This window comes from Janthinobacterium aquaticum (assembly GCF_009208565.1).
In the GTDB taxonomy this organism is placed as follows: Bacteria; Pseudomonadota; Gammaproteobacteria; order Burkholderiales; family Burkholderiaceae_D; genus Janthinobacterium.
On record NZ_WFLK01000012.1, the window covers coordinates 133,219 to 147,649 of the forward strand.

9 protein-coding genes are annotated in these 14,431 nt (G+C 64.7%); all 9 read left to right on the top strand.

Annotation, left to right across the window (positions count from 1 at the left end; translation table 11 throughout):
* The first annotated feature begins 136 nt into the window (after positions 1-136).
* The 9 genes from GCM43_RS18615 (at position 137) to GCM43_RS18655 (ending at position 14,421) form a co-directional block, all read left to right on the top strand.
* The gene (locus tag GCM43_RS18615; RefSeq protein WP_226929551.1) at positions 137-2,263 is read left to right on the top strand and encodes a sodium-translocating pyrophosphatase; all 2,127 of its coding nucleotides are present in this window, start codon (positions 137-139) and stop codon (positions 2,261-2,263) included.
* 186 nt (positions 2,264-2,449) lie between these two features.
* Complete coding sequence (locus GCM43_RS18620; RefSeq protein WP_152247041.1) at positions 2,450-2,866, top strand: hypothetical protein; 417 nt, start codon at positions 2,450-2,452, stop codon at positions 2,864-2,866.
* A 105-nt stretch (positions 2,867-2,971) separates the two neighbouring features.
* Positions 2,972-3,730 carry a 3-hydroxyacyl-CoA dehydrogenase gene (locus GCM43_RS18625; protein ID WP_152247043.1) on the top strand — a complete coding sequence of 253 codons (759 nt, stop codon included), beginning with the start codon at positions 2,972-2,974 and terminating at the stop codon, positions 3,728-3,730.
* A gap of 50 nt (positions 3,731-3,780) precedes the next feature.
* Positions 3,781-5,604, top strand: coding sequence for a gamma-glutamyltransferase (gene ggt, locus GCM43_RS18630; protein ID WP_152247045.1), 1,824 nt, complete (start codon positions 3,781-3,783; stop codon positions 5,602-5,604).
* A 47-nt stretch (positions 5,605-5,651) separates the two neighbouring features.
* A complete protein-coding gene (locus GCM43_RS18635; protein WP_152247047.1) occupies positions 5,652-6,824 on the top strand; it encodes a patatin-like phospholipase family protein in 1,173 nt (390 codons plus the stop codon).
* 112 nt (positions 6,825-6,936) lie between these two features.
* Entirely contained in the window at positions 6,937-11,172 is a 4,236-nt protein-coding gene (locus GCM43_RS18640) for a hybrid sensor histidine kinase/response regulator (RefSeq protein WP_226929552.1), read from the top strand.
* Positions 11,173-11,260: 88 nt separating this feature from the next.
* A complete protein-coding gene (locus GCM43_RS18645; RefSeq protein WP_152247051.1) occupies positions 11,261-11,989 on the top strand; it encodes a response regulator in 729 nt (242 codons plus the stop codon).
* 162 nt (positions 11,990-12,151) lie between these two features.
* A complete protein-coding gene (locus GCM43_RS18650) occupies positions 12,152-12,883 on the top strand; it encodes a PEP_CTERM-anchored TLD domain-containing protein (RefSeq protein ID WP_226929553.1) in 732 nt (243 codons plus the stop codon).
* Positions 12,884-12,948: 65 nt separating this feature from the next.
* A complete protein-coding gene (locus GCM43_RS18655) occupies positions 12,949-14,421 on the top strand; it encodes an MBOAT family O-acyltransferase (RefSeq protein WP_152247053.1) in 1,473 nt (490 codons plus the stop codon).
* Positions 14,422-14,431 lie beyond the last annotated feature (10 nt).

Sequence of the window (14,431 nt, forward strand, 5' to 3'; positions counted from 1 at the left end):
CCGCTTTTTTTACGCCGTTCGCTCGCCTTTTGCTGCGCTTTTTTTTAGCAGTGTTTTTGTAGTGGTACGTGTTTTCCCGGCTGCCCATCTGGTCAGCCGTTGGTAATGACGTCAGATAAAAACAAGGGGGGACGATATGGCAGCCAGTCTGTGGTTTGCAATAGCCTGCGGCGTGGTCGCAGTAGCCTACGGTTTGCTGTCGCGCAGCTGGATCTTGCGACAGGACGCCGGCAACGCGCGCATGCAGGAGATTGCGCTGGCCATCGAACAGGGCGCCGGCGCCTACCTGGCGCGCCAGTACCGCACCATCGCCATCGTTGGCGTGGTGCTGCTGATCGCCATCTATACACTCTTGGGCGTGCATACGGCGCTCGGTTTTCTGATCGGCGCCGTGCTGTCGGGCGCCTGCGGCTTTATCGGCATGAACGTCTCGGTGCGCGCCAACGTGCGCACGGCGCAGGCAGCCACGCACGGCATCAATCAGGCGCTGGCCGTGGCGTTTCGCGGCGGCGCCATTACCGGCATGCTGGTGGTCGGCCTGGGCCTGCTGGGCGTGACGCTGTTCTACTGGCTGCTCATTGCCACCGGCGCGACAGGCCAGTCGCAGCATGACCTGATCAAGCCGCTGATCGGGCTGGCCTTCGGCGCTTCGCTGATCTCCATCTTTGCCCGCCTGGGCGGCGGCATCTTTACCAAGGGCGCCGATGTAGGTGCCGACCTGGTGGGCAAAGTCGAAGCGGGCATCCCCGAAGACGATCCGCGCAATCCGGCCGTGATTGCCGATAACGTGGGCGACAACGTCGGCGACTGCGCCGGCATGGCGGCCGACCTGTTCGAGACCTATGTGGTGACGCTGATTGCCACCATGCTGCTGGGCGCCTTGCTGCTGGCCGAAGCGTCGAGCGCTGCGATTATCTATCCGCTGCTGCTGGGCGCGGTATCGATCCTGGCCTCGATCATTGGTTGTTCGATGGTGAAAACAAAGCCGGGTGCCAAGATCATGTCGGCGCTGTACACGGGGCTGTGGTGGGCGGCTGGCCTGTCGCTGGTGGGCTTTGCCATCGTCACGTGGCTGGTCTGGCCGGACGACGCCATGCGCTACAAGATGCTCGGTGCGGCCGTGGTCGGCATCGTGCTGACCGGCCTGATGGTCTATATCACCGAATACTACACGGGTACCGACTTCAAGCCGGTGCGCCATATTGCCGAGGCTTCCACCACCGGCCACGGCACCAACATTATCGCCGGCCTCGGCGTGTCGATGAAGTCGACCGCCTGGCCGGTGCTGGCCGTGTGCGTGGCGATCCTGGTGTCGTATGGGCTGGCCGGGCTGTACGGCATCGCCATAGCTGCTACCGCCATGCTGTCGATGGCCGGCATTATCGTGGCGCTCGACGCCTATGGGCCGATTACCGACAACGCCGGCGGCATCGCCGAGATGTCGGGCCTGCCCGACTCGGTGCGCGCCATTACCGACCCGCTTGACGCGGTCGGCAATACCACCAAAGCGGTGACCAAGGGCTACGCCATCGGTTCGGCCGGCCTGGCCGCGCTGGTGCTGTTTGCCGATTACACGCATGCGCTTGAATCGGTGGGCCAGCACGTGACGTTCGATCTGTCGAACCCGATGGTGATTATCGGCCTGTTTATCGGCGGCCTGATCCCGTATCTGTTTGGCGCGATGGCGATGGAAGCGGTGGGGCGCGCGGCCGGCGCCGTGGTGGTCGAGGTGCGGCGCCAGTTCCGCGATATCAAGGGCATTATGGATGGCACCGGCAAGCCTGAATACGACAAGGCAGTCGATATGCTGACGGCCTCGGCGATTCGCGAAATGATCGTGCCGTCGCTGCTGCCGGTGGTCGTGCCGATCGTGGTGGGCATGCTGCTGGGACCTGCGGCGCTGGGTGGTCTTCTGATGGGCACCATTGTCACCGGGCTGTTCGTGGCCATCTCCATGACCACCGGCGGCGGCGCCTGGGACAACGCCAAAAAATATATCGAGGACGGCCACTTTGGCGGCAAGGGTTCGGACACCCACAAGGCTGCCGTCACCGGCGACACCGTGGGCGATCCGTACAAGGACACGGCCGGCCCGGCCGTCAATCCCCTGATCAAGATTATCAATATCGTGGCGCTGCTGCTGGTGCCGCTGCTGCCGGCGACCGGTTGGCTGGCGGTGGCGGCACCGGCGCCGGTAACTGCAGCAAAGCCGTTGATATTGACGCCTGCTGCTGTGCCGGGCGTGCCTGCTGTAGTGAAGTAAATTGTCTCCACACCCAAAGCAACATCTGGGGTCGGACGGGGGCGCCTGGCCCCTGAGGGGCCGACCCCGGCACTTTGCCGTTAGGGTTTGACGTCACTGGCGCTGTCCGGCGCCAAAAACCGCTACGGTGGCTGGTAACTGGCGCGTTCTGTGCCAATAATGACATGAACCTGCCAAGGAGCCGCCATGAAAATCGCCATCCTGATGTGTTTGTTTGCCGCCAGCAGTGCCTGGGCCGACGCCCCGCCTGAGACTGTGCAGGCTGAAACAGCGCTGCCGGTCTGCCAGCTCGATCCGCAGGACAGCACCAAGCTGCTGGTCGAGCCGTGCCGGCCTGCGCCGCCGGTGGGGGCGCGCCGCGCCGTGCCGCAGGTGATCGGACGCATGCCGGCCACGCAGATGCCGCCGCCGGTCATTCAGTACCAGGCAGCGCCGCCGGCGCCATCAACAGTACCCTCCGCGCCGCGCCCGATCGGTGCCTGCGATGCTGGCGGCTGCCGCGATGCGGCTGGCGCGCGCTACAACACGGGCGTCGGCAACCAGACGCTCGATGCAAACGGACGCATCTGCCACCGCAACGGCGCCTTTATCCAGTGTTTCTGAATTTGGCGGCGTAAAAAGCTGCTGGGCTGGCAGAAAAAGTGGCTACAATAGGTTTGATATGACGTTTACGTAAACGTCAGATTTAATCCGTGGACAGGAGACTGCATGCAAATCGAAAACAACGTATTTATTATTACCGGTGGCGCTTCGGGCCTGGGCGCAGCGACGGCGCGCATGCTCGCTGCCGGCGGCGCCAAAGTGGTGCTGGCCGATCTGCAGGTCGAAGCGGGCCAGGCGCTGGCGGCCGAACTCGGTGGCGCTTTCGTGCAATGCGACGTCACGTCCGAAGAAGACGGCCTGGCGGTGGTGGCGGCCGCGACTGCGCTCGGTACGCTGCGCGGCCTGATCAATTGCGCCGGCGTGGCGCCGGCCGTGAAAACCGTGGGCAAGGACGGCCCGCACCCGCTGGCGCTGTTCCAGAAGGTGGTCAATATCAACCTGGTGGGCACCTTCAATATGTGCCGCCTGGCTGCCGACGCCATGGGCAAGCTCGATGCCACGGTAGAGGGCGAGCGCGGCATTATCATCAATACCGCCTCGGTGGCGGCGTTCGACGGCCAGATCGGCCAGGCCGCCTATGCGTCGTCAAAAGCGGCGGTGGCCGGCTTGACGCTGCCGATGGCGCGTGACCTGTCGCGCAGCGGCATCCGCGTGATGACAGTGGCGCCCGGCATTTTCGAGACGCCGATGCTGCTGGGCATGCCGGCCGAAGTGCAGGATGCGCTGGGCAAGATGGTGCCGTTTCCGTCGCGCCTGGGCAAGCCGGGCGAATATGCCCAGCTGGTCAAGGCGATTATTGAAAACGTGATGCTCAATGGCGAAACCATCCGCCTCGATGGCGCGATCCGCATGCAGCCGAAGTAAAGCTGGGCAACTGTTGTACGATACCCGCTGAAACATGAAACGGAGTATCCATGACAACATTGCCGCCGGTCACACTCAACCGCACCCTCAATCTCACCGTCTGCCTTGCCCTGCTCGGCGCTTTTTCCTGTAATCCGGCGTCGGCCGAGGTAACACCGACGCCGGCGCAAAAAGCCGTCGATCAAGCGCCGGAAATTGCCACCGCCTACACCGAAAAAACCGGCTCGAACGCGCACAAACAGATGGTGGCGGCGGCCAATCCGCTGGCCGCCGACGCCGGCTATCAGATGCTCAGGCAGGGTGGCAGCGCCATCGATGCGGCCATTGCCACGCAGCTGGTATTGACGCTGGTCGAGCCGCAGTCATCGGGCATCGGCGGCGGCGCCTTTCTGATGTATACCGACGGTCGGCGCGTGCAGGCCTTTGACGGACGCGAAACGGCGCCGGCGGCAGCCAGTGAACAACTGTTCCAGAACCCGGATGGCACGCCCGTTTCGCGCGCCACCGGCGTGGTGGGCGGGCGCTCGGTGGGCGCGCCGGGCGTGCTGCGCATGCTGCAGCTGGCGCATCGCGAGCATGGCCGGCTCGAATGGGCGACACTGTTTGCACCGGCCATCGCCCTGGCGCAGGACGGCTTTCCCGTCAGCCAGCGCCTGCATGGCCTCTTGGCCTGGGACCAGGCCCTGAAGCGCGACCCGGTCGCCGCCCATTACTTTTACGACCGCGACGGCAAGCCCTGGCCAGTCGGCCATATCCTGAAAAATCCAGCGCTGGCGCGCACCTTGCAGGAAGTGGCCGACGGCGGCGCCGACGCCTTCTATCAGGGTCGCATCGCACGCGATATCGCCGTCAAGGTCGCCTCGCATCCGACCAATCCCGGCAAGCTGACCATGCAGGACATCGCCGGCTACCGCGCCATCGTGCGCGAACCGGTCTGCAGCGATTACAAGGCCTGGACCGTGTGCGGCATGCCGCCGCCATCGTCGGGCGGGGTGGCCATTGCGCAGATGCTGGGCATGCTGGAAGTGAAAGATATCGCGCAATTTCCCCCGGTAGACGGCATGCCGGACACGCGCGCGATTCATTTGTTTGCGGAAGCAGGCCGCCTGGCCTACGCCGACCGTGACCGCTACATCGCCGACCCCGACTTTGTGCCGCTGCCGGGGCAGGGCGTGGCGGCGTTGGTCGACAAGACCTACCTGGCCCAGCGCGCTGCGCTGATCGGCGAAAAATCCATGGGCCGCGCCGCCGCCGGCTCGCCGCCCGGTTTGCAGGTAGCCTGGGGCACGGACAATGCGTTGCAGCGCCCGTCGACCTCGCATCTGGTGGTGGTGGACCAGTACGGCGCCGGCCTGTCGATGACCACCAGCGTGGAGGACGCATTCGGTGCGCGCCAGATGGTCGACGGCTTTTTGCTCAATAACCAGCTGACCGATTTCTCGTTTGCCTCGCGCGACGCCAGCGGCCCGGTGGCCAACCGCGTGCAGGCTGGCAAGCGCCCGCGCAGCGCCATGTCGCCCACGCTGGTGTTTGAAAAAGGCACGCACAAGCTGGTGCTGGCAACCGGCTCGCCCGGCGGTTCGGCCATTATCAACTACGTGGCCAAGGTGCTGGTCGGGACCATGGACTGGGGCCTGAACGTGCAGCAGGCCATCAGCCTGCCCAACTTTGGCAGCCGCAATGGCCCGACCGAGTTGGAAAAGGACCGCATCCCGGCCAGCCAGATCGCGGTGCTGCAGGCGATGGGGCATACGGTGCGCGTGACCGAGCAAAACTCGGGTCTGCAGGGCATTATGCGCCTGCATGCGCATGGCCAGGACTTCTGGTTTGGCGGTGCCGATCCGCGCCGCGAAGGCGCGGTGCGAGGGGATTAATTGTCAGAAAGCATCGAGAATTGGCCAATCCCTGCTAATCTGCCGGCATGGGAATGCAAAACAAGAAAACCGGGCTGATTTTATCGGGCGGCGGCGCACGCGCCGCTTACCAGGTGGGGGTGCTGCAGGCCATCTCGGCCATATTGTGGGAGGCGGGCTGGGCGCCGGCGCGTAATCCCTTCGACATTATCTGCGGCACCTCGGCCGGTGCCATCAACGCCACTGCGCTGGCCTGCCGCGCCGACAATTTCGGCGAAGGCGTGCAAAAGCTGCTCGACGTCTGGCAGCATATCGAAGTCGAACAGGTCTACCGCGCCGATTCGCTCGGTGTGATCCGCTCGGGCGCGCGCTGGCTGTCGCTGCTGTCGTTCGGCTGGCTGCTGCGCCAGTGGCGCGCTTCGCCGCCCAACTCCCTGCTCGATAACACCCCGCTGGTCAGCCTGCTGCACCGCATGCTCGACCTGCCGCGCCTCGATGCGGCGCTGGCCGATGGCCTGCTGCATGCACTGGCCGTTACCGCCTCGTCGTATTCGGGCAGCCGGCATATGACGTTCTACCAGTCCAACGCCGAAATCGCGCCGTGGGTACGTACCCAGCGCCTGGCGCTGCCCGAGCAGATCGGCGTCGAACACCTGCTGGCCTCGGCGGCGATTCCGTTCATCTTTCCGGCCGTGCCTTTGTACGTCAACGGCCAGCGCGAATACTGCGGCGACGGTTCGATGCGCCAGCTGGCGCCGATTTCGCCGGCCATCCACCTGGGCGCCAGCAAGGTACTGGTGGTGGGCGCCGGGCGCATGGCCGAGCCGACGCCGGCGGCAACCGAATCGGCGCGCTACCCGAGCCTGGCGCAGATCGCCGGCCATGCGCTGTCGTCGATTTTCCTCGACGGCCTGGCGGTCGATATCGAGCGCCTGAACCGCATCAACCTGACCCTGTCGATGCTGCCGCCCGAATTGCTGCAGCAAACGCCGTTGAAACAGGTGCAGTTGCTGGTGATTGCGCCGTCCGAACGGCTCGATGATATTGCCAGCCGGCATATCGGCAGTTTGCCGCGTCCGATCCGCACCATGTTGTCGGGGATCGGCGCGGCCGAAGCACGCGGGGCCGCACTGGCCTCGTATTTATTGTTCGAATCGACATATACTAACGAGCTGATTCGTCTTGGACAGCGCGATACGCAGGCCCGGAAAGACGATGTACTGGCGTTTTTCACTGCGTGAGGCTGTTTTCGCAGGCCTAAGCTGCGGGGCTGACGCGTTTTTTTTGACAGGACGATTTGTGCAGGTTTACCGACGTGTTTGTGCTGCGTGGCTGCTGGCGCTGGGGTATCTGTTGTTTGTATGCCACGCGCAAGCCGCGCCGGCGCGCACGCTGCGTTTCGACCAGCTCAGCGTTGAACACGGCCTGGCGCAGGAGTCGGTGCTGGCGATTGCCCAGGACCGGCAGGGCTTCATGTGGTTTGGCGGCCAGTCGGGCCTGAGCCGCTTTGACGGCTACCGCGTGGTGGTCTACAAGAATATCGAAGGCGACAAGACCAGCCTGGTCGACAACTGGGTCGGCGTGCTGCATGTCGACCGCGACGGCCTGCTGTGGGTCGGCACCGACAACGGCCTGGATCGCTTCGATCCGGCCAGCCAGACCTTTATCCACTATGCGCCGCCAGCCAGGGGCGCGCGCGGCAATGGCAGCCGTCATATCAACGCCATCGTCGAGGACGGCGCCGGCGGGCTGTGGCTCGGCACCTCCGACGGCCTGCAGTATTTTGACAAGGTGCGCGGCGATTTTCGCAGCTGGCACCATGAAGACGGCAATGCGCACAGCCTGGGCGACAACGATGTCAGGAGCCTGGCGCTCGACGCCCGGGGACGGCTGTGGATCGGCACCGTGAAGGGGCTCGACATGCTGGCGCCGGGCGGCGAGCGCTTCGAACACTTTCTGATCGACCCTGCGCCGGTATCGAAATTCAATCTGATCCATTCGCTGCTGGTGGACCGCCAGCAGAACCTGTGGATCGGCACGCGCGCCGGCGCCGAGCGCTGGCGCCTCGATGGCGCCGCCCAGGCCAGCAGTGCGGCCATCGTGCGCACGCGGCTGGGCCAGGCGCAGGGCTTTTCGGCGATCCGCATTTCCAGCCTGTACCAGGATGCAGACGGCACGGTCTGGCTGGCCAGCAACGCCGACGGCCTGCTGCGCTGGGACAGCGGGAACGATACGTTCGTGCAGTACCGCCATCAGACGGGCGACAAATACAGCCTGGGCGACAACCAGCTGGCCGCGCTGTACCGCGACCGCACGGGCAGCCTGTGGGCCGGCACCTGGTACAACGGCGTGAGCCGGGTCGACCTGGGCAGCGGCGGTTTTTCCCGCATGCTGCGCCCGCCCGGGCTGGACGCCCCGCTGGCCGACAAGAAGGTGCGCGCGCTGGCCGACGCCGGCGACGCCCGGCTGTGGCTGGCCACCAGCAGCGGCCTGAAACTGTATGACACGCGCGATGGCGCGGTGCAGCTGTACGACCTGCGCAGCGTCGCGGGCGCCGTGCGCGACGAGCAGGTCTCGTCGCTGTACAAGGCCGATGATGGTGTGCTGTGGGTGGGCGGCACCAGCGGCCTGCACCGCTTCGACCCGGCCACCCGCCGTTTCAGCCCCGTGCGCTACTCCTTCGGCGACCCGAGCAGCGACACCATCCGCAATATCGCCGGCGAAAAAAGTGGCATGCTGTGGGTTTCGTCGCGGGCCGGCCTGCACCGCTTCGATCCGGCCAGCGGCAAATTTACCAGCTACCGGCACGATCCGGCCGATCCGCGCAGCCTGTCCGACAATACGGTGCGCCCGGTGCTGGAGGACCGCCGTGGCCAGCTGTGGGTCGGCACTTTCCATGGCCTCGATCTGTTCGAGCGCGCCAGCGGCACCTTCCGCCACTTTCGCCACGATGCGCGCGATGCGCGCAGCCTCAGTCACGATGAAGTCCATTTCCTGCACGAAGACAGCACCGGCGTGTTGTGGGTGGGCACGGCCAATGGCCTGAACCGCATGGAAGTCGATGCGAAGGGCAAGATCGGCTTCCGGCGCTTCCTGCGCCGGGACGGCATGGCCGACGACGCGATCGCCGGCATTCTGGGCGACGACGACGGCCAGCTATGGCTCAGCACCAACAGCGGCATCACGCGGCTCGACACGCGTAGCGGCAAACTGCGCAACTACGACAGCAACGACGGCATGATCGAGGGCTCGTATTTTGATGGCGCGGCGCTGCGCGCGGCCGACGGCACCCTGTATTTCGGCGGTTTCAAGGGCCTGAGCGCCTTCGTGCCTGGCGCCATCCACGACAACGGCCATCCGCCGCAGGTCGCCATCACCGAACTGCAGGTGTTCAACAAGCCCGTTGCCGTGGGGCGCGGCGAATTCGGCCATCTGCTGCGCAAGGCCATCGATCACACGCGCAGCCTGACCTTGATGCCGAACGAGAGCGTGTTTTCGCTGGAATTTGCGGCGCTCCATTATGGCGCTCCACAGCGCAACGAGTTCGCCTACCGGCTCGAAGGCTTCGATGCGGACTGGGTCAGCACCGACGCCAGCCGGCGCTTTGCCACCTACACCAACCTCGATCCGGGCCACTACGTGTTTCGCGTCAAGGCGGCCAACAAGGACGGCGTCTGGAACGACGACGGCGCCACGCTGGCCATCACCATCCTGCCGCCGGTATGGAAAACCTGGTGGTTCCGTACGCTGGCCGCGCTGCTGCTGCTGGGGGCAGTCTATGGCGCTTATCGCCAGCGCCTGCGGACCTTGCACCGCCAGCAGGGACGGCTCGAGTACCAGGTCAGCGAGCGCACGGCTGAAGTGCTGCGCAAGAACGAAGAGCTGCAAAACAAGGAAAGCGAAGTACGGGCGCAGTCCGAAGAACTGGCGCGCGCCAACCAGAGCCTCGAGCAGAACGGGGCCAGCCTGCGCGAGGCCAAGCGCAAGGCCGAGGACGCAACGCGCCAGAAGTCGGAATTCCTGGCCAATATGAGCCATGAAATGCGTACGCCACTGGCCGGCGTGATCGGCATGCTCGGCTTTGCGCTGCGCGACGCGCAATTGCAGGAGGCCACGCGCGAGCAGATCCTGCGCGGCCAGGCCAATGCGCAGTCACTGCTGGCGATCATCAACGATCTGCTCGATTTTTCCAAGATCGAGGCGGGCAAGCTCAGTATCGAAAACATCGACTTTGCGCTTGGCGCGGCGATTGAAAACGTGGTCAGCCTGTTCGAAGAACAGGCGGCGGCGCGCAGCATCGGCTTTTCCATCGACTTTGCGCCCGACCTGCCGTGCTTCGTGGTGGGCGACCCGACCCGCTTGCGCCAGGTGCTGGTCAACCTGGTGGGCAACGCCTTCAAATTTACCCAGCGCGGCGGCGTCAGCGTGCATGTCGAGCGTGCCGGCGTCAGGCACGCCGCCGGCGGGCGCCGTGTCAATCTGATCCGCTTTCGCGTCAGCGACAGCGGCATCGGCATCGATCCGGACTCGATGGCGCGCCTGTTCCAGAAGTTCGAACAGGCCGATGCCAGCACTACGCGCCGCTACGGCGGCACCGGCCTGGGGCTGGCCATCTGCCGCCAGCTGGTCGATCTGATGGACGGCCAGATCGAAGTCGTCAGCGCGCCAGGCAAGGGCAGTACCTTTACCTTCACGCTGCCGCTGGCCGACGGCGTGGCGCCGCCGCTGGTGCCGCAGGTGGCGCTCGAGCCGCACAGCCACCAGCTGCGCGTGCTGTGCGCCGAGGATTTTCTGACCAACCAGATCATTATCCGCGTGATGCTCGAAGACCTGGGCCACCGCGTCGACGTGGTGGCCAATGGCGAGCTGGCCGTGGCGGCCTGCGTGCACACGCGCTATGACCTGGTGCTGATGGATGGCCGCATGCCCGAGATGGACGGCGCCACGGCCACGCGCCTGATCCGCGCTGGCGGCTGGCCCGGGCAACCGGTGCGCGACCAGGCGCTGATGATCGTGGCGCTGACGGCCAATGCCAGCGAGGAGGACCGCAGCCGCTATCTTGGCGCCGGCATGGATGATTTCCTCAGCAAACCGATCGACGAAGCCGCACTGCACCGCATGCTGGGCCGGGCCATCGAACGCCAGCTGCAGCGGGGCTATCTGCTGGCGCCCATGCCGTACCGCGCGCCGCGCACGGCCGCGCGTGGCCAGGACGAACTCGACGCGCTGTTCGGGGTGGCGCCGCCGGCACCGGTGACGCCGTCGTCGACCCGCATCAAGGGCGACCTGAAGGCACGCATCCGCAGCGCCTTTGCCGCCGATCTGCAGGCGCGCATGCAGGAACTCGATGCGGCGCTGGCGGCGCAGGACCGCGACGCGGCAGGGCGCCTGCTGCATGGCCTGAAAGGCAGTGCCGCCTACCTCGACGAGACGCAGCTGCACCTGCTGTGTACCGAACTGGAAGAGGCGGCCGACAGCGGCCACTGGGCACGCTTGATGCAGCAACTGCCGCAATTGCAGGCGTTGCTGGCGCAAATCGCCGCGCCGCTCAAGCAATCGCAGGACGTGCGCGAAGTATGGGAAGTGTGAAGTTTGCAATTTTTTGCGATATTGCATGCCAGGAAACTCTGTAAAATGCAGGCAGAGCGCATCGATGCGCCCGATAACGGAGAAGACAATGAAAGTACTGGTAGTCGACGATGATGTCGTCTCGCGCATGGTGCTGATGCATCTGGTCGACAGTTGCGGCGCGCACGATATCGTCGAAGCCGAGGACGGCGCGGCTGCCTGGGCGCTGCTGGCGGAAGGTTTGCGTCCCGACCTGTGTTTTTGCGACCTGCGCATGCCGCGCCTGTCAGGCATGGAACTGCTGCAGAAAGTGCGCGCCGACAGCGCATTGGCGAGCATGCCGCTGGTGCTGGTGTCGTCGGCCAACGACCAGGAAACCGTGCACGAAGCGGTGCAGGCCGGCGCGACCGGCTATATCGTCAAACCATTCCAGCAGGAGCAGGTGCGCGAGCAGCTCGACGCCCATGCTGCAGCGCCGGCCGTGCTGCCGCTGGAAGCGCCGGCGCAGACCTTGCAGCGGCTGGCGGTCGACAGCGACCGGCTGCTGGCCTATCTGAACGGTTTCCAGGAGCAGCTGAAGAGCGCCGGCGTGCAGGTCGAAACGCTGCTCGGGCATGGCGAGCCGGCCCAGGCGCGCCAGCTGGTCGAGCGCCTGCACCTGGGCGGCGTCACGCTGGGCCTGCATGGCGCGGTGGCCCAGCTGGGCGCTGTATTGCAGGCGCCAACGCTCGACGGGCGGCAGTTGCTGCTGGCCCTGGCGGCCTTGCAGCGCAGTGCGGCGCATCAGACCCGGCAAGTGCAGCTGATGCCATCGCGTCCTGGCGGCACGGCGCAGTGAAGCGCGCCGGCGCTGTTGGAAAAACGTGCTAGTCTGACCATCATTTACCAAATAATTCATGTAAAAATAATATCTTGCATGCTATATTTGGCAAGTGGGCTGAGCAGTGCAAATCATGATGAAAAGCATTGACGGACAGCAATGGCAGACAGCGAGGAAGGTATGCATAAACGAATAAAGGTGGCAGGGCTGTGGATGCTCGCTGGCCTGGGGTGGGGCATCAGCGTGCAGGCTGTGGCGGCGCCGTCGCTGCTGTCGGCCCAGGATGTGGCGCAGCTGACCGGCTGGCTGGGCCAGGGGCCGGTGGCCCTGAACAATATCTATAGCAAGGCAAGCGGCGATACGGCGCTCGATTTTCACCGCGCGGTCGACGGCATGGGGCGTACCTTTTCGGTGATGGAGGCAAGCAATGCTGCCGGCCAGACCTGGCTGGTGGGCGGCTACAACCCGCAAAGCTGGAGTTCCACCGATGGCCTGCATGTGACCATGGCCGACAGCGAACGCACGGCCTTCCTGTTCAACCTGACCAGCGGCCAGGTGCTGCCGCAGCTCAAGCAGTATTTCAGCGGCGACGGCATCGGCAGCGGCCAGACCTATAACGACGCCAGCTATGGCCCGACCTTCGGCGTCGGTCACGACCTGTACGTACCGTTCGACCTGACCAACGGCGGCTACTCGGCCCTGTATACCTACAACCGGGCCGGGCAGCCGGCCAATGGCGTGAGCCTGGTCGACGGCTCGGCCAATTTCAGCTCGACCGTGACCTTCGGCGCGCTCCAGGTCTACAGTGTCAGCGCCGTGCCTGAACCGGCCACTTACGCCCTGTTGCTGGCAGGGCTGGCGCTGCTGGCCGTGCGCGCCAGGGCACGCCGGCCTTTGCCGCCTGCCGCCTGATCGTCCCGGGCCAGGCCTGTCGCGGCACTGGCCTGGCCGAAACGCCTTTTCGCCTGGAAAACTCAGTGTTATTCAATTCATTTTCGTTTTTTCTGGTATTCCTGCCGCTGGCGCTGCTCGGATACTTCCTGCTGTCGCGCGCCTCGCTGCGCCTGTCGGTCATTTTCCTGGCGCTGGCCTCGGTCGCGTTTTATTGTTACTGGGACATCGCGTTCCTGCCCTTGCTGGCGCTGTCGATCTGCACCAATTTTGTCGTCGGCCGGCGCATTTCCATGCGTCATGCCCAGGGCCGCCTGCCGGCAGCGAAGGCCTGGCTGATCGGCGGGCTGGTGTTCAATCTGTCGCTGCTGGTGTTTTTCAAGTATTTTGATTTCCTGCTGGTCAACCTGGCGTGGCTGACCGGCGCCGATATCAGGCCGATCGGCATCGTGCTGCCGATCGGCATTTCGTTTTTTACCTTTACCCAGATCGCCTACCTGGTCGATTGCCATGCCGGCAAGGTCAAGGATTATCAGCCGGAAAGCTATGGCTTGTTCGTGACCTATTTCCCGCATCTGATTGCCGGCCCGATCTTGCATCACAAGGATATGATGCCGCAGTTCTCGCAGCCGGCCTCGCATGTCTTCCATCGCGGGCGGCTGGTTGTCGGCCTGACTTTTTTTCTGATCGGCCTGTTCAAGAAGGTGATTCTTGCCGATGGCGTGGCGCGCTATGTCAGCCCGGTATTCGACCTGCATCACCAGCATTTGAGCATGCTGGAAGCCTGGGCCGGTGCGCTGGCCTACACCTTCCAGCTGTATTTTGACTTTTCCGCCTACTCCGACATGGCGTACGGCCTGTCGTACATGTTCGGCATTATCCTGCCGATCAATTTCAATTCGCCATACAAGGCCACCTCGATCATCGAGTTCTGGCGCCGCTGGCACATCACGCTGTCGAACTTCCTGCGCGACTATCTGTATATTCCGCTCGGCGGCAACCGGCAGGGAGCGTTCTCGCGCTACCGCAACCTGTTCCTGACCATGTTGCTTGGCGGCTTGTGGCATGGCGCCAACTGGACCTTCGTGGTGTGGGGCATGCTGCATGGCGCCTACCTGATCATCAACCACGCCTTGCGTCATGTGCTGGGGCAACGCAACAGCCTGGGCATCCGGCTTGCCGGCGGCTGCGCAACGTTCCTGGCGGTGGTGCTGGCCTGGGTGTTCTTCCGCGCCAGTTCGCTCGAGGTGGCCTTCGACGTGCTCAAGGCCATGGCCGGCGGCACGCTGACGGCGCAGATGCACGACGCCGTGCTGGGCGTGAACCGCATCATGCAGCTGTCCACCTGTCTGGGCTGGCTGGCGGTCTGCGCGGCCACGGCCTTGCTGCTGCCCAATGCCTACCAGTTGCTGGGGCGCGGCTTGCAACTCGATCTCGAGCGCCGCATGGAAGGCTGGCGTGGCAGCGTCTGGCTGGGTGCGATGCTGCTGTGCTGCCTGCTGCTGTTGGCGATCAGCGAAACGCGCGGCGTCTCCGAGTTTTTGTATTTTAATTTTTGATGCCGGCCCC